Here is a 19,233-nt window from a genome sequence, read left to right on the forward strand (position 1 = left end):
AAGGCGGCCGTTACCGCGCGGGCTCAGCCGATGTAGTTGAAGAGAGACAGCTTTTGCACCTGGGCATAGGACTTCAGGGCCGCTTCATACCCGACCTGGTTGTTCTGGAAGTCGGAAATGCCCTTGATCATATCGAGATCCTCCGCGCGCGAACGGTCGGCTTCCAGCTGCACGGCGCGCTTGTCCTGGTCGCCGGTGATGCGGTCGGCGCGGTTGAGCAATTCGCCCGCGTAGCCGCGCATGTTGTGCATGCGCTCCATGCCGATGTCGATGTTGTTCAGGGCCTGGCCCACGGCCTGCGATGCAGCGCCGCTGGTGGTGGCGCTGCCAATGTCGCGGATGGCGCTGTCCAGCGTGCTGAAGATGCTGGCGCTGGGCTGCAGCGAGATGCTGTCGCCGTTGGCGGGCGAGAGGCTGTAGGTGCCATCGACCTTCTTGACGGGCGTGCCGGTGATGTTGAAGCTCATGCCGGGGATGCCGGTCACGCCGATGCTCACCGGCTTGTCGGACGGAAAGTCGGGCACCGTCACGGGCGCGGACGACACGCCGGTGGTGGTGTTGGTGATGGTGTACGTGGCCGTGGTGGTGCCGGCCGTGGCGCCCGGGCCCACGCCGCTGAAGACGATCTGGTAGTTGTTGCCCGTGATGAGGCTGGTGTCGGTGGGCTTGATGCCGTCGGTGGTCAGCAGGTGGTCGGTCGAGCTGGTGGTGACGGCGGCGTTGTAGGCGCCGTCGCGCTGCGGCACGAACATGAAGGCCGATTCGCCGTCCAGCGACAGGGGCAGCGAGTTGTCGGTGCCCGAGCCCTGGCCGGGCAGGCCGGAGAAGGTGTAGTCGGGGCTGCCGGACTGCGGCCCGAGAAACGGCGTGAGCGCGCTGCCCAGGGCGCCCAGCAGCGGCATGCCGTTGCTGTCCTTGCGGTTGACCATGGAGGACAGCTGCTCGCGCAGGCCCTGCAGCTGGTTGGCGATGGTCTTGCGGTCGTTGGGCGTGAGCGATCCGTTGCCGGCGCTCACGATGAGCTGGCGGGCCTCCTGCACCAGGTCCACGGCTTCGCCCATGGTCGATTCGGCCTGGGCGATGGAATTGCGCTGGTTCTCCAGCGCGCGCTGGTCGGTCTGCACGCGCGACAGCCGGGTCATCGCGCGCTCGGCCTGCGCGGCGGCCACCGGGTCGTCGCTGGCGCGCACCACGCGCTTGCCGGAGGTGAGGTTTTCCTGCAGGTTGGACAGCGCCGTCTGCCGATTGCCCAGATTGCGCAGGGCGTTGTCGTACATGTTGGCGGTGGAGGTGCGATAGAAGTTGGCCATGTCTTTCTCCGGCGCGGTTTATCGGCCCATCGTCTGGATCAGGCTGTCGAAAATGCTCTGGGCGATCTGCAAGACCTTCGCGGAGGCCTGGTAGGCCTGCTGGTATTGGATCAGCTTGGCGGCCTCTTCGTCCAGGTTCACGCCTGAGACGGCCGTGCGGTCTTTTTCCAGGTTGCCCGCGATGGTGGTGGACAGCTGGGCGGAGTTCAGGGCGCTCTGCGTGCGCGTGCCCACCTGCGCCATGAGGCCGGCGTAGCCGTCGCTCATGGTGGACTCGTCGAACATCTTCACGTCGCGCAGCGCGTTCATCGCGCTGGCGTTGCCGGCGTTGCGGGTGTAGGTGTCGCCGTATTGCGGATCGAGCGCATTGCCCACCGTGACGGTGTCGCCGGTGTTGGGCGTGCCCTTGAGCGTCAGTTCCCAGCCGTCGATCTGGATGGGCTGGCCCGGCGTGTAGGCCAGGCCCGAGGTGCCCGAGGGCGGCGTGGTCGAGCCCGTCACCGTGTAGGTGGTGGGCGGGCCGGCCGCGAAGCTCAGGCTCACGCCCGCTGGAATGGGGGGCGCGGTGAAGCCGGTGGAGGTGGCCTGCACGCCGGTGAGCTGCAGCGATCCGCCATTGGTCTTGCCCATGGCGGCGTTGACGGGGCTGGCCACGGCCAGGTCGCGGGGCGACAGCACCTTGGCCTGGATGTTCGCGGCCGTGGTGCTGAAGGGCTTGAACAGCACGCGCTCGCCCGTGCTGCCTGCGGCCGTCATGTTGAAGTTGAGCCCGTCGATCTGCTTGCTTGCCAGGTCGGTCAGGTCGGTGAAGGCGGTGGCCTTGCCGTCGGACATGCGCACCACCTGGCCGGCGGGCGGCGTGGTGAAGCGCACTTCGTAGTCGGACGCGGCGAACTTCGTCGCATCGGTGAACGACACGTTGCCCACCGCCGTGCCCTTGGTGTAGCCGGGCATGCTGGCCGGCACCGAGAACAAATCCTTGCCGGCTTGCCCGTCGAGCGTGAGGCCCAGCTTGTGCTGGGCATTCATCGTCATGCCGATGGACTGCGCCATGCGGCCGAGCAGGTTCACGCCTTCGGCCAGGTCGGTGTTGTTGAAGCGCAGCAGGCCCGAGACCTCGCCGCCGCCGAGCATGTTCTCGTCCAGCTCCACCGGCGTCACGCCGGGGCGGTTGAAGAACAGCTTGGTCTGCCCGCTGCCGGGAAAGGCCGTGGCCTCGCCCACCGACAGCTGCGTGGCGGTGGAGCCCAGCACCAGCGGCTGGCTGCCCGCGACGAACAGGCCCACGGTGCCGTCGTCGGCCTGCACCTGCGTGGTCTGCACGTACTGGTTGAGCTCGCGGATGATCTGGTCGCGCTGGTCCAGCAGGTCGTTGGGCGATTGGCCGTTGCCGGTGGCGCGGGCGATCTGCTCGTTCACGCCTGCCATGCGGCTGGCCAGGCTGTTGATCGCGTTGACGTTGCTGGTGAGCTGCTCGGTGACGGTGTACTGGATCTCCGACAGGCGGTCGGCCGCGGAGCGCATGCGCCCGGCGGTCTCGTCCATGCGCGTGAGCACCACCGTGCGCGCGGTGATGTCGGTCGGTGCGGCCACCACGTCGGACAGCGCGTTCAGCATGTCGGTGATCGATGCGCCCAGGCCGCTGGTGCCGCCGCTGAACACGTCCTGCATCTGCGACAGCCGCTCGCCGCGCGTCTGGTCGGCCGCCTGGGTGGCGCCTGCCGCGGCGGCCTGCCGCGTGAGCAGTTCGTTGTGGTTGCGCAGAATGGTCTGCACGTCCACGCCCTGGCCGATGTAGCCGCCGCCCGTGAACTGGCCCTGCACGGTCTGCAGCGACAGCGTCTGGCGCGAATAGCCGGCGGTGTTGACGTTGGCGATGTTGTGGCCCGCGGTCTGCAGGGCCACCTGGTTGGCCAGCAGGGCGCGGGCGCCGACGTTGAGCAGGCTCATAAGGTGTGTCCTGTCACGCCGCCGTGCGCGAGACGCGCAAGGTGCTGTTGATGGCCCGGCTCAGCTTGTTGGCGTATTCCGGGTCGGTGGCGTAGCCCGCCTTTTGCAGCTCGGTGGCGTAGGCCACGGCGGAATGCGTCTTCTCGCGCGCCTTCTCGTAGCGCGGGTTGTCGTTGATGAGCTTGGCGTAGTCCTTGAAGGAGTCTTCGTAGGAGTCGTAGGCGCGGAACTTCGCCGTCACCTTGCGCGGCACGCCGCCGATGTATTCGGTGGTGGTGATCTCGGCGACCTTGCCCGTCCAGCCCTTGCCGGCCTTGATGCCGAACAGGTTGAAGGAGTTGTCGCCGTCCTTGCTGCGGATCTCGCTCTTGCCCCAGCCGGTCTCGTGGCCGGCCTGGCCCAGCATGAAGCTGGCGGGAATGCCGCTTTCCTGTGCCACGCGTTCGGCCGCGCCGCGGTGGTGCTGCACGAAGCTGTCGCGGCCCTTGGGCGCGGGGGCGGACGGGTCGGCCGCCGCGGCGGCGCTGCGCTGGCTGGCGGCGCCCAGGCTCAAGGTGGAAGGCACGGAAAACGTGGGCTCGGCACCTGCGGCGCCGGCATCGCCGCCCCCCATCTGGCGCGTCAGCTGGCGCTGGATGGCTTCGGACAGCCCGCCCTGGCGGCCCGACATCTGCACCGACAACTGCTGGTCGAGCATGTCGGTGCCCAGGTCGGCTTGGCCGCCTTCCATGAGGCCGGATTTCATCGTGGCCTCGCGCATGCTCTTGATCATCTCGCGCATGAAGAGCGATTCGAACTGCTTGGCGGCTTCCTTTGCGGCCTGCGGGTTGTTCTGCCCGGCCTCGTACTTGAGCGCGTTGAGCGAGCGCGAATCGACGGCCAGCGCATGGTTGGTGCTGGTGGTCGAGGCGGCGGGCAGGGTGAAGGCCATGTGCGTTCTCCCGTCAGGTCGGGCGCCGTCCCGTGGGCGGCAGGGGCGAAAGGAAGGCGGCCATGGTCAGATGACCTCCAGCTCGGCGTTCAGGGCGCCCGCGGCCTTGATGGCCTGCAGGATGGCCAGCAGGTCCTGCGGCGTGGCGCCCAGGGTGTTGAGCGCGCGCACCACATCGGCCAGTTGCGGCGACGGCGGCATCTGGATGATGTTGCCCGGCTCCTGCTTGACGGTGATGTCGCTCTTTTGCGCCACCACGGTCTGCCCTTGCGACAGCGGGTTGGGCTGGCTGATGACGGGCGTGGAGCTGATGGTGATCGACAGGTTGCCGTGCGCGATGGCGCAGGGGCCCAGCGTCACGGCCTGGTTCAGCACGATGGAGCCGGTGCGGGCGTTGATGACGACCTTGGCGGAGGGGACGGAGTCGGCCACCGCCAGCTCTTCCAGGTCGGCGATGAAGTTCACCCGGGCGCCGGGGTCCAGGGGCGCGCGGACCTGCACCGTGCGGCCATCCAGCGCCGTGGCGATGCCGGCGCCGTTGCCCAGCTTGCCGTTGATGGCCTGGGCCACCTTGCGGGCGGTCTGGAAGTCGGAGGCGTTCAGGCCCAGGGTGATCGTGTCGCTGTCGTTCAGCGGGGTGGGCACCGAGCGCTCCACCTGGGCGCCATCGGGAATGCGGCCGGCGCTCAGGTGGTTGATCTGCACCTTGCTGCCGCCGGCAGACGCCCCTGCGCCGCCCACGACCATGTTGCCCTGCGCCATGGCGTAGATCTCGCCGTCGGCGCCGCGCAGCGGAGTGGCGATCAGCGTGCCGCCCTTGAGCGACTTGGCGTTGCCCATGGAGGACACGCTCACGTCGATGGACTGGCCGGGCTGGGCGAAGGCGGGCAACTGGGCGGTGACGATCACCGTCGCCACGTTCTTGAGCTGGGGCGCCGCCGTGCCGGGCGGCAGACTGATGCCCATCTGCTGCAGGTAGTTCGTCATGGCCTGCGTGGTGAAGGGCATCTGCGTGGTCTGGTCGCCCGTGCCGTCCAGTCCCACGACGAGGCCATAGCCCGTCAACTGGTTGCTTCGCACGCCTTGCACGGCCGCCACTTCCTTGATGCGCAGGGCATGGGCGGGCAGCGCGGCGCAGAGGATGGCCAGGGCGGCCAGCAGCCACACGAGCCGCGACGCGCGCGAAATCAGGGGAGAGGGCAGGGCTTTCATGGCCTCGATTGTGAAAGCGGACCGCTTCACGGGATGGGCCAAAAAGATGCCGGATTACCGGTCAATTGGGGCGGCCGGCCCCGGGGAATACAAGAAAAAAACGCCTCCAGTGCAATCAGCACTAGGGCGTTATGCTATAAAAATAATAGCGATCTGCCGCCGGGGCACGGCGGCAGCGGCGGGGGCGGCAGTCAGTCCGTGGCGATCGGCTTCAGAACGGCGTGACCGAATTGAATGCCCGCGACAGCCAGCCCATGGCCTGGGCTTCGCTCTGGGCGCCGCGCCCGCGCGATTGCACCCGGGCGTTGGCCACCAGCGTGGAGCTGATCACGCTGCCCGGCTGCAGCGCGCGCGGGTCCACCGTGCCGGAAAAGCGCAGCACGTCCACGTTGTCGTTCACGCCGATCTGCTTTTCGCCGGCGATCACCAGGTGGCCGTTGGGCAGCACGTCGATCACGGTGGTGGTGATGGTGCCGGTGAAGGTGTTGGTGCTTTCGGTGCCGCCCTTGCCTTCGAAGTTGTTGGTGCTGGTCGCGCCCAGCGAGGCCTTGCCCAGGTTGGCCGAACTGATGAACGGCAGCGCGGTGATGCCCGACGCCGTGCCCGACTTGCGGTCCACGGTGGAGGTCGATTTCTGGCTGGCCGACACCGTCTCGATGATCTGGATGGTGACCACGTCGCCCACCAGGCGCGCGCGGCGGTCCTCGAACACCGGCCGGTAGCTGGCGGCGTGGAACAGGCTGCCCGTCGCCGGGCCCGAGGGGCGCGGCGTGGCGGCCACGGGCGGCGGCGTGGTGGGCAGCAGGTCCACGGGAGGTGGCGGCGACAGCGTGGCGCAGCCGGTGCACAGCAGCACGAGGCCGGTGGCGACGGCCAGGCGCGTGGACGGCGCCGCCAGGGCGGACGAACGGAAGAAGAAAGAGGCGGTACGCATGGCGGAATCCTGCAAGCGGTGGGGGCGTGGGCGTTCTTCGTGGGAACGGTCGGCGTTGCGCTTCAAAGCTGCGCGAGCTTGGCCAGCATCTGGTCCGATGTCTGGATGGCCTTGGAATTCATTTCGTAGGCGCGCTGGGTCTGGATCATGGTCACCAGCTCTTCCACCACGTTCACGTTCGACGTTTCGAGAAAGCCCTGGCGCATGTAGCCCAGGCCGTTGGTGCCCGGCGTGCCCTGCTGGGGCTGGCCGGAGGCGGCGGATTCCTTGTACATGTTCTGCCCGATCGGCTCGAGACCTGCCGGGTTGATGAAGTTGGCCATGGCGATGCTGCCCAGCTGCTGTGGTGCCGTGCTGCCCGGCACCGTGGCCGAGACGACGCCTTCGGTGCTGATGCTGATCGCGGTGGCATTGGCCGGCACGGTGATGCCGTTGGCCACCGGCAGGCCGCTGGAGGTGACCATGCGGCCCTGCGAATCGAGCTGGAACGAGCCGTCGCGGGTGTAGCCGATGGTGCCGTCGGGCTGGGTGATCTCGAAGAAGCCGTTGCCGTTGATCGCCACGTCCAGGTTGTTGTTGGACTGCTGCAGGCTGCCCTGCGTGAAGTTGCGGCTGGTGGCCACCGTGCGCACGCCCAGGCCCAGGTGCAGGCCGGTGGGCAGCTGGTTTTGCTCGGTGGTCTGCGCGCCGACCTGGCGCTGGTTTTGGTAGATCAGGTCTTCGAAGACCGCGTTGTTGCGCTTGTAGCCGTTGGTGGAGACGTTGGCCAGGTTGTGCGAGATGACGTCCAGCTGGGTTTGCTGGGCGGACATGCCGGTCTTGGCGATCCACAGGGAATTGATCATGGCGGTTCCTTCGGGGAGGCGGTTGCGTCGGGTTCGGCGGTCAGCCGTTGATGCTCAGCAGCTGGCTGGCGGACTTGTCGTTGGTCTCGGCCGTCTGGAGCAGGCGCAACTGCGCCTCGAACTGGCGGGAGGCGGCGATCATTCCGACCATGCTCTCCACGGCATTCACGTTGGAGCCTTCCAAGGCGCCCGAGAGCATGCGCGCGTTGGGGTCGCTGGGCAGGGGATCGCCCGAGACGGTGCGGAACAGGGCGTCGTCGCCGCGCTTGAGCGGGTCTTCCAGCGTGGGCGTGGCCAGCTTCAGGCGCCCCACGGCTGCGGGGCGCTGGCTGCCGACCTTGGCGGTGATGGTCCCGTCCGAGCCCAGCGCGATCTCCGCGCCCTGGGGCACGTCGATGGGGCCGCCGCCGTCCGAGAGCACGGTCAGGCCGTTGCTCGTGAGCAACTGGCCCGTGGCCGAGACTTCCAGGCTGCCGTTGCGCGTGTAGGCCTCGGTGCCATCGAGCCCCTGCACCGCGAACCAGGCATTGCCCACCGCCATGGCGTCGAGGTTGCGGCCGGTGCGTTGCACCGGGCCGGACGCCTCGGAGTGGCCCGACGTCGCCTCCAAGGCGAACACGCGCGTCTTGGCGCCATCGCCCTGAATGGGCACGGCGCGGAAGGTGGACATCTCCGCGCGAAAGCCGTTCGTGGAGGCGTTGGCCAGGTTGTTGGACAGCACCGACTGCCGCTGTGCGGCGGCGTTGGCGCCCGTCATCGAGGTGTAGATGAGGTGGTCCATGGTGGGTCTCGCGCAGGCGTCTCAGTCGGTGGGGGCAGGGGGTGTCAGGGCGCGGATCAGCGCAGGTTGACCAGCGTGGACATCACCTGGTCCTGCGTCTTGATGGTCTGCGCGTTGGCCTGGTAGGCCCGCTGCGCCGTCATCATGTTCACCAGCTCGGCCGTCAGATCGACATTGGAGTCTTCCAGTGCGCCGGAGCGCAGCGCGCCGAACTTGCCGTCCGTGGGCGAGCCCATCACGGCCTGGCCGGATTCGAAGGTTTCCGCCCAGTTGTTGTTGCCGATGGAGGCCAGGCCCTGCGTGTTGCGGAAGCTGGCGAGCGCCAGCTGGCCCTCGGCACGCGTCACGCCGTTGGAGTAGCGCGTCATCACCATGCCGTTGTTTTCGATGTTGATGCCCGTCAGTTCGCCGGCGGTGTAGCCGTCTTGCGACAGGTCGGACACGGCGAACTTGGTGCCGAACTGCGTCACATCGTCGAGCTTCACCTCCACGGTGTAATTGGCGAGGTTGTTCGGGTTCGGCGGCGTGGGCGAGATCGTGAGCGGCATCTGAAAGCCCGTGGCGGGCGGCGTCGCTGCCGGCGCGGTGATCTTGCCGTTGTTGTCGAACGTGATCTGGCCCACGGGCGTGGCCGTCACGGGCGGGGTGGCCGTGGGGTCGTCCAGCTGGTCGTACACATCCCAGGTGTTGGCGCCGTTCTTCTGGAAATACAGGCTCACCGGCTTGGCGACGCCCTGGCTGTCGTACACGTTGATCGACGTGCCGTAGGTGGCGCGCGGCGTGGCGGGCACGGGCGGCGTGGCGGTGGAGTCGCCTGCGGCGTCCGGCGCGCGCGCATCGAGGTTGAACGATGCGGTGATCGACGTGGTCTGCTTGGCCGGGATCGGCTGCGACGTGGGGAAGGTGAGCGGTGCGGCGTTGCTCGACGAGCGAAGGCCCGTGGCCGGGTCCACCGCGTAGCCCATCACCTTGGCGCCGCTGTTGGTGATCACGTTGCCCAGGTCGTCGAGCTTGAAGTTGCCCGCACGGGTATAGGCATTGGTGCCATCGGGCTGCTGCAGCTTGAAGAAGCCGTCGCCGTTGATGGCCACGTCCAGGCTGTTGCCGGTGATCGACAGGTTGCCCTGGTTGAACTGCTGCGCCACATCGGCGGTTTCCACGCCGATGCCGGCGTTGGTTCCCCCCGCGGAGCCGATGGCAGAGGCCACCATTTCAGCGAACTCGGCGCGGGAGGCCTTGAAGCCCACCGTGTTGGAGTTGGCGATGTTGTGGCCGATCACGTCCAGGTTCTTGCTGGCGGCGTTGAGGCCGGACAGGCCTTGCTGAAAGCTCATGGTGTTCTCCTGAGAGGAAGAAGGAAAGCGCGTGGAAAAGGAAGGGTGGGCGTGCCGGTCAGAGCACCGCTTTGATCTGGCTGTAGTTGACGGTGCTGCCGGTATCGAGGTCGAGCGTGAGCGCACCGTTGGCAGAGCCGGTGCCCACCACCTTCGCCTGCATGAGCGCCGTGGACTGCACGGTGCCGTCCTTGGTGGAGGCGACCACGCGGAACTGCAGGTCGCTCTTGTTGCCGGCGTATTTGCTGGCATCGAATTCGAAATCGTGGCGACCCTTGTCTTGGGCGCCCATGTCCACCGTGCCGACGACGGCGCCGCCGGGCGTGACGACCTCGACCTTGGTGCTGGTCGATGCGCCGGCCAGCTCGAAATAGCCCTTGCCCGTGCTGTCGGTGAAGGTCATCTTGGAGCCTTCCGCCAGCACCGAGCGGCCGATCATGGCCGTGCCCTGCAGCGTCTGCATCGTGGAGAACTGCTCGGCCATGGTCTGCATGGTGAGGTTCAGCGTCTGGATGCCGGTGACGGTGTTGATCTGCGCCATCTGCGAGGTCATCTGCGCGTTGTCCATCGGATTCATCGGATCCTGGTTGTTCAACTGCGCGACCAGCAGCTTCAGGAAGCGGTCCTGCGCGGCATTGGGGTCGGTGGCCGAATTGGCGCTGGTGCCCGAGTTCACGGTGGCGGTGGAGCCGATGGGATTGAGGATCATGGCGAGGTTCTTCCCGAAAAGTTACTGGCCCATCTGCAGGGTCTTGAGGAGCAGCGACTTGGCCGTGTTCATGACCTCGACGTTGTTCTGGTAGGAGCGGGAGGCGGAGATCATGTTGACCATCTCCTCCACCGCGTTCACGTTGGAATGGGTGACGTAGCCCTCCGCGTCGGCGGACGGGTGGCTCGGGTCGTGCACCCGCTTGCCCGGCGCATTGCTCTCGCTGATGGCGCTCACCCGCACGCCGGCGGAGCTCTCGGCCCCCATGGGTGCGGTCTGGAACACCACCTGGCGCGCCTTGTAGGCCTGGCCGTCCGGGCCGGCCACGGCCTCGACGTTGGCCAGGTTGCTGGCCACTACGTTGAGCCGCTGCGACTGCGCACTGATGGCGCTGCCCGAGACATTGAAGATGGAGAACATGGACATGGCGGTTTCCGCTTTCCGTGGGTCTGGCCGTTACGCTTACTGGCCCTGGATGGCGCTCAGCATCGTCTTGGCGTTGCCGTTGATGAAACGCAGCGTGGCTTCGTAGCGCACGGCGTTGTCCACGAAGGCGGCCCGCTCGCGGTCCAGGTCCACCGTGTTGTTGTCCAGGTTGGGCTGGGTCTGCACCGAATAGCCGAGCGTGCTGCCCGATCCCATGCCCGTCGTGGCGGCCGGCAGCGGGATGTGGCGCGGGTCGGTGGCGCTTTGCTGGCGCTGGCCGGTGGCCAGTGACATGCTGGCGCCCGATCCCGTGCTCAGCGTGGTCGAGCCGCCGCCGGTCGCATCGCGCATCGCGTCGGCGAAATTGAAGTCGCGGGCCACGTAGCCGGGCGTGTCGGCGTTGGCGATGTTGCTGGCGATGGCACGCTGGCGCTCGGCACGCAGCAAAAGCGCGTTACCGTGGAAATCCAGCCTTTCGGTCATCTTGTTGAGCATGTCAGCCTCGCACAGCGGTGGGTCGTGGCCGGAAGGAAAAAGGGTCTTCCGGCGTGGGTTCGATTATGGAAATGGGCCGGTTTTTCTAAAGCGCGAAGAACGCGGCGATTGGCGCGCAGTTCGGTGCTTCGTCCGCGCCGCCGGGCCCTAAAGTGCCAGGGGTCGAATGGCCTTCCCTGGTGGGCGGCGCATTCCCCGCCACAGGAGGCTTGCCATGTCACTTACTACCGCTCCCCGATTTCTTTCTTCCCTGCGACTGGCCCGGATGGCCGCGCTGGCGGCGGCCTTTGCCCTGCCCGCTGCGGCACTGCGGGCCCAGGCCGTGGCCGACCCGTCTGCGGACCTGGGCGGCATCACCCAGCGCTGGCTGGACGATGCCCTGCAGCGCGGCCAGTCGGGCACGGCCAGCATGCCGCTGCGCATGGAAGTGAGCGTGGGCGCGCTGGACCCGCGTTTGCGCCTGGCGCCGTGCGCCCGCGTCGAGCCCTACCTGCCTGCCGGTTCGCGCCTGTGGGGCCGCACCCGCCTGGGGCTGCGCTGCGTGGACGGCGCCACGGCATGGAATGTGTTCCTTCCCGTCACCGTCAAGGCCTACGGCCCGGCCTGGGTGCTCACGGGCAATGTGGCGTCCGGCGCCGTGCTCTCGGCTGCCGACGCGACCGAAGCCGAGGTGGACTGGGCGGCGGAAACCACCGCCATCGTGGCCAACCCGGAAAGCTGGGTTGGCATGGTGGCCTCGCGCCAGCTCATGGCCGGCCAGGCCGTGCGCCAGCACATGGTCAAGGCGCCAACCCTGTTCAAGGCGGGGGCGGCCGTGCGGGTCGTGGCCCAGGGACGGGGTTATTCGGTAACATCCGCCGGCCAGGCGATCACCGCCGGCGCCGTCGGCGAGACTGTGCGCATCCGTATGGAGAATGGCCGTGTCGTCGCCGGTGTTGTGTCCGAAAATGGAACAGTAGAGATCACTTTGTAAGCGATGGGGCGCAAGAAAAGCCTAAAGTCCCTGTCGAAGTGGTCGAAAACATTGCTACTGTGCCCCACATCGAGCGGGGTGGGAGAGAGCGATGAAGATAGGTCAAAACCCCGAAATAGCCAATGCAGTGTCGCAAGCCGCCACTGCCGCCAAGCAGGCCAAGGCCCCTGCGGCTGCCGCCGAAACGGCTGCCAAGAGCGCCGCGCCCGCTGCCGCTGCGGCCGCTGGCGTGCCTGTCACGTTTTCCAGCGCCGCCCGCGGACTCGAAGCCAATGGCCGGGCCAGCACCGATTTCGATGCCAACAAGGTGAAGGCCGTGCGCGCCGCCATCGAAAAGGGCACCTTCACGGTGGACGCCGATGCGATCGCGGACAAGCTGCTGTCCAATGCGCAGGAAATCATCTCCCACAACAGCAACAGCCACTGAACCCCGGGTTTCCTGCAGGGGTTGATCGGCACAGGATCCACCCATGCAACTCGAAACCACGCTGTCTGAAGTCGAATCCCGGTTGAAAGACGTCGGTGCCGCCCTGCTGGAGACCGACGCGCTCGCGGTGGAACGCACCGCTCCCTTGTTGCGCCAGGCAGCCCTCGAACTGTCACAGGCGCTCCAGAAAATCCCCCGTCCCACTGAACTGCCGGCCGACATCCAGCGCCGCATCCAGGCCATCCGCAGCCAGTTGTCCCAGCAGCGCGAGCATTTGGCGCGCCTGTCCGCGCTGACCGAGCGCCAGGTGGCCACCCTGCTGCCTCCCCAGGAGGCATCGACCTACGGAAACGGCGCCCCGGCCCGCTCGGGCGGCGCCGCACGGATCTACCGGTCCCAGGGCTGATCCCGGCCGGCTTCCCTCGATCCCCTGGCAAAAGCCAGGCCCCAAGCAAAAAGGCCGCATCTGCATGCGGCCTTTTTTCGTTGGTTCAGGGCGCCCGGTGGGCGTGCCCTGAACAGCAGGGGCTAATGGCTCCGCATCTTGGCCCGCAGCCGGGCGATGGACTGGCTGTGCAGCTGGCAGATGCGCGATTCGGTCACGCCCAGCACGGCCGCGATCTCCTTCAGGTTCATGTCGTGCTCGTAGTACATGCCCATGATGTGCTGCTCGCGCTCCGGCAGGCCCTTGATGGCGGCCACCAGCGAGGCTTTGAGCCGCTGGTCGCGCAGCATGGCCATCGGGTCTGCTTCGCCATCGGCCACATGCCGGTCGAGGAAGCTGTCGTCGCCGTCGTCGCCGCGGGTCATGTCCTCCAGATAGACCAGCTGCGTGCCGCGCACCTTGCCCAGCAGCGTCTGGTATTCGCCCAGGCTCAGGTCCAGTTCGGCGGCGATTTCGGACTCGAGCGGACTGCGGCCGAGTTTTTGCTCCAGCCGGTGGACGGCATGTTCGATTTCCTTCTGGCTCTTGCGCGAGCTGCGCGACATCCAGTCGCCCTCGCGCAACTCGTCGAGCATGGCGCCGCGGATGCGCTGGGTGGCGAAGGTCTCGAACTGCACGCCCTGCGTTGCTTCATAGCGCGACAGCGCTTCGCTCAAGCCCATCATGCCGACCTGGATCAGGTCGTCCAGCTCCACGTTGGGCGGGAGCTTGGCGATCATGTGGTGCGCAATCCGGCGAACCAGCGGCACGTGCTGGCGGATCAGCGCATCGCGGTCGAGCTGGCCTTTGGCGGTGTACATCGGGTCAATGTCTCCGGGCGAAATGCGCAGCCGTCTCCGTCGTGCCGAAGGGCGGGGTGGGAGGCGGCGTTGTGGCGCCAATGGTGCACGCGTTTTCCAGCAGTTGCAAGGCCAGGCGCTGCACGTCCTGCGCGTGGTTGGCGCGCACCGTGCTGGTGAGGATGTCGCTGCCCAGGTGCCGTTCGGCGCAGCGCTGCAGCGTGTTCAGCGCCGCGTGGGTCGGGTCGGCCTGGGCCGGCCCTCCGGGCGGCAGGATCGACGCGACGGAGCAATGCACGCCGGCGTGCATCGCCATGTGTTTCAGTTGCCGGTAGCTTTGCACCACGCTGTCGGGGCCGCCCTCGGCGATCACCAGGGGAATGGCCGAGGTCGCGCGCACCAGCGGTGCCAGCACTTCGGCGCTGGCATACAGCACGAGCAGCGCATAGGTGCGAAAGAAGGGTTGCAGCGCTTGCATCGCGGCCGGGCCGTCGGCGGTCTGGCGTGCCAGGCGCTGCATGCCGTAGCCGGCCGGAATCACCGCCAGCGACGAGGCCGCGGGGCCGCTTTCGAGCGGGGCGCCGTTTTGCCAGGAGGGTTCTGCCAGCAGGTGGGCCAGGCCCGGCGCGTCGTCGGTCTCCCGCGCGGTGCCGTCCAGCACGGCGACGGGATACCCCAGGCGCTGCAGGCTGGAACACACCTGCCAGAGGGTTTCCAGCCCGTAGGCGGCGTCGGGCTGCGCCACGACGGAGACGATCCGCAGGTCCGACTGCGGCGTGATGCTGTGCAGGCTCGCGGCCTGGTGGAATCCGGTATCAAGCATCGACCAGTCCCCTTTCCGAGGCCAGCTCGGGCGAGTGCGAGAAGAAGAAGTTCAGGTCCGACGCCTTGGGGTCAAAGGCCGACTTGGCTGGCGAGCGCATCGAGGTGCTGATGAGCCGGTGCGCATCGGCGGCCTCCCAGTCCTCGGGCACGCGCTGGCCGTTGGTCACGCCGCGCAGCACCATCTGGTGGCGTATCAGCGCGTCGATCGACGGGCCGAGCTTCACGGCTTCGTCCACCTTCGAGAGGATGGCCTGCTGCGAGCCGGCGGTCTTGAAGGCGCTGAGCACGTCGTCCAGCGTGTCGCCGTGGCAGCCGGCGTTCAGCACCAGCAGGCGGTTGACGTTGGGCAGGTCCAGCACGTCCAGCATGTCGCGCTTGCGCGGATCGCGCGGGGCGACGCCGGTGGTGTCGATGAGCACCATCTTCTTGCCGCCCAGCAGGCCCAGCAGGTCCTGCAGCGCAGCGCGGTCATGGGCCAGGTGGGCCACGACGCCCAGCATGCGGCCATAGGTGCGCAGTTGTTCGTGGGCGCCGACGCGGTACGTGTCCAGGGTGATCAGGCCCACGCTGCCGGGGCCGTGGATGCGGGCGCACATGGCGGCGAGCTTGGCCGTGGTGGTGGTCTTGCCCACGCCGGTGGAGCCCACCATGGCGTAGATGCCGCCTTCTTCATAGAGAGGACGGGCGTGCGCGTCGGTCTTCAGGTTGCGTTCCAGCACTTCCATGAGCCAGCGCACGGCATCGCCCGCGCCCAGTTCTTCCGGCAGGCGCTCCAGCACGGCGCGGGCCAGCGACGGCGAGTAGCCGGCGCGGATGAGCTTGAGCATCAGGTTCGACTGGATCGGGTTCTGCTTGGCCTGGCCGAGCCAGGCCAGGGTGTTGAAGCGGTCTTCGATGAGGTCCTTCATCGACTGCAGCTCGCTCATCAGGTTCTGCTGACCGGCAGCGGGGGCCAGCGAGGGCACCGGCACCTGCACGCGGCGCGGTGCCACGGGCTCGGGGGCGATGTCCATCGGAATGGAGCGCAGCGGGTTGTGGCGCACCACGGGCGCAGCGGCGGGGGCGGGCATGCGTTCGCGCTCGCGGTCCGGGGCGCGTTCGCGGCTGCGTTCGTTGATCGACGGCGCCTCGGCGGTGCCGGTCAGGGCTTCGTGGCGGCGGCGCAGCATGCGCTCGCGCACATAGTCCTGGAACGACAGCGTGCTCATGGCCAGCTGCTCGGTGTCCTGCGCCACGGCGCTGCGCTGGGGCTCGGCCCGGGCCGAGGCGGCCACGGGGCGGGCCAGGGTGCGCGCGGGGCTGGCGGCCATGTCGGAGGCGCGCTCCTGCAGGCGGCTCGTGGGGACCGGCTCAGGGGCGTTTTCCAGGCTGGACAGCGTGTCTTCCGCCGTGGCCATGACTTCCACGCCATTGGCAGTGGGGCGGTTGGACAGGATGAGGGTGCCGTCCCCGAAGGCCATGCGCGCCTTGGCCAGGGCCTCACGCGAGGTGGGGGCGGTGAAGCGTTTGATGTTCATGCGGATGCACCTTTGAGGATCGGGCCAATGCGAATGGTGTGGGTCTCAGGAATTTCGCTGTGGGCGAGCACCTGCAGCCGAGGCGCGACACGGCGCACCAGGCGGGAAATGGCGTTGCGGATGGCGTCCGGGACCAGCAGGCATGCGGGCATGCCCATTTCTTCCTGCTTCATGGCCACTTCGGCCGCCTTCTGCGTGAGGATGTCGGCCACGCCCGGGTCGAGCGAGGGGCCTGCGCTGTTGCTGAGGGCCTGCACCAGCAGGCGCTCCAGGCCGGGCTCGATGGCGATCACGTTCAGCTCGCGCGTCGGGCCGTAGATCTGCTGCACGATGGCGGGCGACAGCGCGATGCGCACGCGGCGGGCCAGCTCCACCGGGTCGGTGGTGGCGCCGGCATGCTCGGCCAGCGTTTCGATGATGGTGCGGATGTCGCGGATGTGCACAGACTCTTCCAGCAGCAGCTGGAGGACTTTCTGGAACGTTGCGATCGACACCATTTTGGGAACCACTTCCTCGATGAGCTTGGGGGCCAGTTTTGCCACGTGTTCCACGAGTTGCTGGGTTTCGGTGCGACTCAGGAGCTTGGCGGCTTGAACTTGCATCAAGTGTGACAAATGAGTGGCCATCACGGTTTCTGAATCAACGACGGTAAAACCCGCCATTTGTGCCGCTTCCTTCTGGTGTTCGTCGATCCAGTGGGCGGGCAGGCCGAATGCGGGGTCGGTCGTGGGCGTGCCGATCAGGGGGGTGGTGATGCCGCCGGGGTTGATTGCCAGGTGCATGCCGGGAAAGGCCTCGCCTTCGCCCACCACCACGCCGCGCAGCGTGATGCGGTAGGCGCTGGGCTTGAGTTCCAGGTTGTCGCGCACGTGCACGGCCGGCGGCAGGAAGCCCACTTCCTGCGCGAACTTGCGGCGAACGCCCTTGATGCGGGTGAGCAGGTCGCCCTGGCGGTTCTTGTCCACCAGGGTGATGAGTCGGTAGCCCAGCTCCAGGCCCAGCAGGTCCACGGGCTGCAGGTCGTCCCAGCTGGCTTCACCGTCGTGCGCGGGCGGGGGCGCTTCCACCACCGGCTGCGGGGCGTTGGCGCGCTTCATCAGCGTCCAGGCAGCGTAGCCCAGGCCCGAGCCCATGATGAGGAACACGGCGTGCGGCATGCCCGGGATCAGGCCCAGCAGGATCAGGATGCCGGCCGTCACGCCCAGCACGCGGGGCGACATGAAGAGCTGTTGCACGATCTGGTGCCCCATGTCCTCTTCCTTGCCCACGCGCGAGATCACCATGGCCGCGGCCACCGAGATCAGCAGGCCCGGAATCTGCGCCACCAGCGCGTCGCCGACGGCCAGCAGGATGTAGCTGTTGGCCGCCTGGCCGGCCGACAGGTCGTGCTGCAGCATGCCGATGGCGAAGCCGCCGACGATGTTGATCAGCAAAATCAGGATGCCGGCGACCGCGTCGCCGCGCACGAACTTGGAGGCACCGTCCATCGAGCCGAAGAAGTTGGCTTCTTCCGCCACTTCCAGGCGCCGGCGCTTGGCTTCCTTCTCATCGATCAGGCCGGCGTTCAGGTCGGCGTCCACCGCCATCTGCTTGCCGGGCATGGCGTCCAGGGTGAAGCGGGCCGACACTTCGGCGATCCGCTCGGCGCCCTTGGTCACCACCACGAAGTTGATCACCACCAGGATGGCGAACACGATCAGGCCGACGGCGAAGTTGCCGCCGATCAGGAAGTGGCCGAAGGCCTCGATCACCGCGCCCGCCGCGCCCGGGCCGGTGTGGCCTTCCAGCAGCACCACGCGGGTGGAGGCCACGTTCAGCGACAGCCGCATCAGCGTGGTCAGCAGCAGCACCGAGGGAAACGCCGCGAAGTCCAGCGGCCGCAGCATGTAGGCCGCCACCATCATCACCATCAGCGCGACGGCGATGTTCAGCGTGAAGAAGGTGTCCAGCAGCCAGGCGGGGATGGGCAGCACCATCAGCGCCAGGATGGCCACCACCAGCAGCGGGGCCGACATGCCCTGCACGGCCGAGGCGTTGGTGCCGGCCCATTGCCGGACGGATTTCATGGAGGGCGTCATGGGGCGGTCCCTGCGTCGGTGGTGCGGTTCAGCGGATCAAGCTCGGGCGGCACGAACGGGTCGGGCTGCGCATCGGGCATGCGGCCTTCGCCGCGCATCGCGGCCTTGAGGCGGTAAACGTAGGCCAGCACCTGCGCCACGGCGGCGTACAGCGTGGCGGGAATGGCCTGGTCCAGTTCGGCGTGCGCGTAGAGCGCCCGGGCCAGCATCGGCGACTGCAGCACCGGCACCGAATGCTGCGTGGCCATTTCGCGGATCTTGAAGGCCAGCAGGTCGGTGCCCTTGGAGATGACCTGCGGGGCGCTCATCGTGCCTTCTTCGTACTTGAGCGCCACGGCATAGTGGGTCGGGTTCATCACCACGAAGTCGGCCTTGGGCACGGAGGCGATGCTGGCGCGGTCGGCGATCTCGCGGGCGCGCTGGCGCTGGCGGCTCTTCGTCTCGGGGCTGCCTTCGGATTCCTTGTGCTCCTGCTTGATTTCCTCGTGCGACATCTTCTGGCGCGACTTGAAAAAGAAGGCTTGCAGCGGCACATCGACGACCGCCGCGAGGAACACGACCAGCAGCATCAGGCTCACGCCGGACGTCATCCATTCGCCTACCCAGCGCAGCGACACCGGCGAAGGCTGGAGCACCAGCATGGACAGCTTGTCGATGCTGTTGCCCAGGAAATTCCAGGCCACGGCCGTGATGATGCCGGTCATGAGCACCATCTTGCCCACGTTGACCAGCTGCTGTTTGGACATCAGGTTGGTGAACCCGGAGATCGGATTCAGCCGGTTGAACTGGGGCGTGATGGGCTGCAGGCTGAACACCCAGCCGCCGGCGCCGATGGCGCTGGCCACGGCTGCGGCGCTGGTGAGAACGGCGAAGACCAGACTGGCGACCACCCCGATCAGCGCCATCTGGTGCAGCCGGGTGACCATGCTGCCCGTGGCCTGCACGGTGGCGGCGTTGAACACCAGTTGCTCGCGCACGGCCAGCTGCATGTGTTCGGTCAGCATGGGTGCCAGCACGAGGACGCTGCAGGCGCCCATGCCGAGCACGGCGATGTGGGACAGGTCCCGCGAGCGCGCAGCCTGGCCGTCCTTGCGCGCCTTCTGGAGCTTGTGCTCTGTCGCGGGGAGGTCTTTGTCTTGGCTGGAGTCCATGGTGGCATGACGGCTGGTGGTCATGCCATTGTCGTGAGCGCCCCGGAAACCTAAAGCGCGAATAGACGGCTTGTCGGGCGGCTATTCAAGGTGGCGGCCGGGGGCGGGGCC

19 protein-coding genes are annotated in these 19,233 nt (G+C 67.6%); 3 read left to right on the plus strand and 16 right to left on the minus strand.

What is annotated here, in order from left to right; genetic code table 11:
* Nucleotides 1-23: 23 nt before the first annotated feature.
* The 11 genes from flgL to flgB all read right to left on the minus strand — a co-directional run bounded on the left by flgL (nucleotide 24) and on the right by flgB (nucleotide 10,927).
* Nucleotides 24-1,310, minus strand: a complete 1,287-nt coding sequence (gene flgL, locus M5C98_RS02445; protein ID WP_272550757.1) for a flagellar hook-associated protein FlgL — start codon at nucleotides 1,308-1,310, stop codon at nucleotides 24-26.
* A gap of 18 nt (nucleotides 1,311-1,328) precedes the next feature.
* On the minus strand, nucleotides 1,329-3,260 hold the full coding sequence (gene flgK / locus M5C98_RS02450) for a flagellar hook-associated protein FlgK (protein WP_272550758.1): 1,932 nt from the start codon (nucleotides 3,258-3,260) through the stop codon (nucleotides 1,329-1,331).
* Between the two features lie 13 nt (nucleotides 3,261-3,273).
* Nucleotides 3,274-4,191: a flagellar assembly peptidoglycan hydrolase FlgJ gene (flgJ, locus tag M5C98_RS02455; RefSeq protein WP_272550759.1), complete on the minus strand. Its 918-nt coding sequence runs from the start codon at nucleotides 4,189-4,191 to the stop codon at nucleotides 3,274-3,276.
* Nucleotides 4,192-4,257: 66 nt separating this feature from the next.
* Nucleotides 4,258-5,403: a flagellar basal body P-ring protein FlgI gene (locus M5C98_RS02460; protein ID WP_272550760.1), complete on the minus strand. Its 1,146-nt coding sequence runs from the start codon at nucleotides 5,401-5,403 to the stop codon at nucleotides 4,258-4,260.
* A 211-nt stretch (nucleotides 5,404-5,614) separates the two neighbouring features.
* Nucleotides 5,615-6,337, minus strand: a complete 723-nt coding sequence (locus M5C98_RS02465) for a flagellar basal body L-ring protein FlgH (protein WP_272550761.1) — start codon at nucleotides 6,335-6,337, stop codon at nucleotides 5,615-5,617.
* A 62-nt stretch (nucleotides 6,338-6,399) separates the two neighbouring features.
* Complete coding sequence (flgG, locus tag M5C98_RS02470; protein WP_272550762.1) at nucleotides 6,400-7,182, minus strand: flagellar basal-body rod protein FlgG; 783 nt, start codon at nucleotides 7,180-7,182, stop codon at nucleotides 6,400-6,402.
* A 40-nt stretch (nucleotides 7,183-7,222) separates the two neighbouring features.
* Nucleotides 7,223-7,963: a flagellar basal-body rod protein FlgF gene (flgF, locus tag M5C98_RS02475; RefSeq protein ID WP_272550763.1), complete on the minus strand. Its 741-nt coding sequence runs from the start codon at nucleotides 7,961-7,963 to the stop codon at nucleotides 7,223-7,225.
* A 56-nt stretch (nucleotides 7,964-8,019) separates the two neighbouring features.
* Nucleotides 8,020-9,297, minus strand: coding sequence for a flagellar hook protein FlgE (gene flgE, locus M5C98_RS02480; RefSeq protein WP_272550765.1), 1,278 nt, complete (start codon nucleotides 9,295-9,297; stop codon nucleotides 8,020-8,022).
* Nucleotides 9,298-9,355: 58 nt separating this feature from the next.
* A complete protein-coding gene (locus tag M5C98_RS02485; RefSeq protein WP_272550766.1) occupies nucleotides 9,356-10,006 on the minus strand; it encodes a flagellar hook assembly protein FlgD in 651 nt (216 codons plus the stop codon).
* 21 nt (nucleotides 10,007-10,027) lie between these two features.
* The gene (gene flgC, locus M5C98_RS02490; protein ID WP_272550767.1) at nucleotides 10,028-10,432 is read right to left on the minus strand and encodes a flagellar basal body rod protein FlgC; all 405 of its coding nucleotides are present in this window, start codon (nucleotides 10,430-10,432) and stop codon (nucleotides 10,028-10,030) included.
* A 36-nt stretch (nucleotides 10,433-10,468) separates the two neighbouring features.
* Nucleotides 10,469-10,927, minus strand: coding sequence for a flagellar basal body rod protein FlgB (gene flgB, locus M5C98_RS02495; RefSeq protein ID WP_272550769.1), 459 nt, complete (start codon nucleotides 10,925-10,927; stop codon nucleotides 10,469-10,471).
* A 214-nt stretch (nucleotides 10,928-11,141) separates the two neighbouring features.
* Here flgB and flgA point away from each other — a divergent pair, with 214 nt between their 5' ends.
* The 3 genes from flgA (at nucleotide 11,142) to M5C98_RS02510 (ending at nucleotide 12,733) form a co-directional block, all read left to right on the plus strand.
* Nucleotides 11,142-11,900, plus strand: a complete 759-nt coding sequence (gene flgA / locus M5C98_RS02500) for a flagellar basal body P-ring formation chaperone FlgA (RefSeq protein WP_442867221.1) — start codon at nucleotides 11,142-11,144, stop codon at nucleotides 11,898-11,900.
* A 91-nt stretch (nucleotides 11,901-11,991) separates the two neighbouring features.
* Nucleotides 11,992-12,327 (plus strand): flagellar biosynthesis anti-sigma factor FlgM, encoded by a 336-nt coding sequence (gene flgM, locus M5C98_RS02505; protein ID WP_272550770.1) that lies wholly within the window; start codon nucleotides 11,992-11,994, stop codon nucleotides 12,325-12,327.
* A 43-nt stretch (nucleotides 12,328-12,370) separates the two neighbouring features.
* Nucleotides 12,371-12,733, plus strand: coding sequence for a hypothetical protein (locus tag M5C98_RS02510; RefSeq protein ID WP_272550772.1), 363 nt, complete (start codon nucleotides 12,371-12,373; stop codon nucleotides 12,731-12,733).
* A gap of 122 nt (nucleotides 12,734-12,855) precedes the next feature.
* Here the strand turns inward: M5C98_RS02510 and M5C98_RS02515 are convergent, their stop codons facing one another.
* Genes M5C98_RS02515 through M5C98_RS02535 form a run of 5 tightly spaced genes read right to left on the minus strand, consistent with a single transcriptional unit; the run spans nucleotide 12,856 to nucleotide 19,122 of the window.
* A complete protein-coding gene (locus tag M5C98_RS02515; RefSeq protein WP_272550773.1) occupies nucleotides 12,856-13,572 on the minus strand; it encodes an RNA polymerase sigma factor FliA in 717 nt (238 codons plus the stop codon).
* A 4-nt stretch (nucleotides 13,573-13,576) separates the two neighbouring features.
* Nucleotides 13,577-14,374, minus strand: a complete 798-nt coding sequence (locus M5C98_RS02520; RefSeq protein WP_272550775.1) for a hypothetical protein — start codon at nucleotides 14,372-14,374, stop codon at nucleotides 13,577-13,579.
* Nucleotides 14,367-15,893 (minus strand): flagellar biosynthesis protein FlhF, encoded by a 1,527-nt coding sequence (gene flhF, locus M5C98_RS02525; RefSeq protein WP_272550776.1) that lies wholly within the window; start codon nucleotides 15,891-15,893, stop codon nucleotides 14,367-14,369. Before flhF ends, M5C98_RS02520 begins: the two co-directional genes overlap by 8 nt.
* Complete coding sequence (gene flhA / locus M5C98_RS02530) at nucleotides 15,890-17,971, minus strand: flagellar biosynthesis protein FlhA (RefSeq protein WP_272550778.1); 2,082 nt, start codon at nucleotides 17,969-17,971, stop codon at nucleotides 15,890-15,892. The genes flhF and flhA overlap by 4 nt, the downstream gene beginning before the upstream one ends.
* Nucleotides 17,968-19,122 carry an EscU/YscU/HrcU family type III secretion system export apparatus switch protein gene (locus M5C98_RS02535; protein WP_272550779.1) on the minus strand — a complete coding sequence of 385 codons (1,155 nt, stop codon included), beginning with the start codon at nucleotides 19,120-19,122 and terminating at the stop codon, nucleotides 17,968-17,970. Before M5C98_RS02535 ends, flhA begins: the two co-directional genes overlap by 4 nt.
* Between the last annotated feature and the right edge of the window lie 111 nt (nucleotides 19,123-19,233).

This window comes from Acidovorax sp. NCPPB 3576 (assembly GCF_028473605.1).
Taxonomy (GTDB): domain Bacteria; phylum Pseudomonadota; class Gammaproteobacteria; order Burkholderiales; family Burkholderiaceae_C; genus Paracidovorax.

Bases quoted from the DNA above. Each gene is read 5' to 3' on its own strand.
- flgL (WP_272550757.1), bottom strand. From the start codon at position 1,310: ATGGCCAACTTCTATCGCACCTCCACCGCCAACATGTACGACAACGCC.
- flgK (WP_272550758.1), bottom strand. From the start codon at position 3,260: ATGAGCCTGCTCAACGTCGGCGCCCGCGCCCTGCTGGCCAACCAGGTG.
- flgJ (WP_272550759.1), bottom strand. From the start codon at position 4,191: ATGGCCTTCACCCTGCCCGCCGCCTCGACCACCAGCACCAACCATGCG.
- M5C98_RS02460 (WP_272550760.1), bottom strand. From the start codon at position 5,403: ATGAAAGCCCTGCCCTCTCCCCTGATTTCGCGCGCGTCGCGGCTCGTG.
- M5C98_RS02465 (WP_272550761.1), bottom strand. From the start codon at position 6,337: ATGCGTACCGCCTCTTTCTTCTTCCGTTCGTCCGCCCTGGCGGCGCCG.
- flgG (WP_272550762.1), bottom strand. From the start codon at position 7,182: ATGATCAATTCCCTGTGGATCGCCAAGACCGGCATGTCCGCCCAGCAA.
- flgF (WP_272550763.1), bottom strand. From the start codon at position 7,963: ATGGACCACCTCATCTACACCTCGATGACGGGCGCCAACGCCGCCGCA.
- flgE (WP_272550765.1), bottom strand. From the start codon at position 9,297: ATGAGCTTTCAGCAAGGCCTGTCCGGCCTCAACGCCGCCAGCAAGAAC.
- M5C98_RS02485 (WP_272550766.1), bottom strand. From the start codon at position 10,006: ATGATCCTCAATCCCATCGGCTCCACCGCCACCGTGAACTCGGGCACC.
- flgC (WP_272550767.1), bottom strand. From the start codon at position 10,432: ATGTCCATGTTCTCCATCTTCAATGTCTCGGGCAGCGCCATCAGTGCG.
- flgB (WP_272550769.1), bottom strand. From the start codon at position 10,927: ATGCTCAACAAGATGACCGAAAGGCTGGATTTCCACGGTAACGCGCTT.
- flgA (WP_442867221.1), top strand. From the start codon at position 11,142: ATGTCACTTACTACCGCTCCCCGATTTCTTTCTTCCCTGCGACTGGCC.
- flgM (WP_272550770.1), top strand. From the start codon at position 11,992: ATGAAGATAGGTCAAAACCCCGAAATAGCCAATGCAGTGTCGCAAGCC.
- M5C98_RS02510 (WP_272550772.1), top strand. From the start codon at position 12,371: ATGCAACTCGAAACCACGCTGTCTGAAGTCGAATCCCGGTTGAAAGAC.
- M5C98_RS02515 (WP_272550773.1), bottom strand. From the start codon at position 13,572: ATGTACACCGCCAAAGGCCAGCTCGACCGCGATGCGCTGATCCGCCAG.
- M5C98_RS02520 (WP_272550775.1), bottom strand. From the start codon at position 14,374: ATGCTTGATACCGGATTCCACCAGGCCGCGAGCCTGCACAGCATCACG.
- flhF (WP_272550776.1), bottom strand. From the start codon at position 15,893: ATGAACATCAAACGCTTCACCGCCCCCACCTCGCGTGAGGCCCTGGCC.
- flhA (WP_272550778.1), bottom strand. From the start codon at position 17,971: ATGACGCCCTCCATGAAATCCGTCCGGCAATGGGCCGGCACCAACGCC.
- M5C98_RS02535 (WP_272550779.1), bottom strand. From the start codon at position 19,122: ATGGACTCCAGCCAAGACAAAGACCTCCCCGCGACAGAGCACAAGCTC.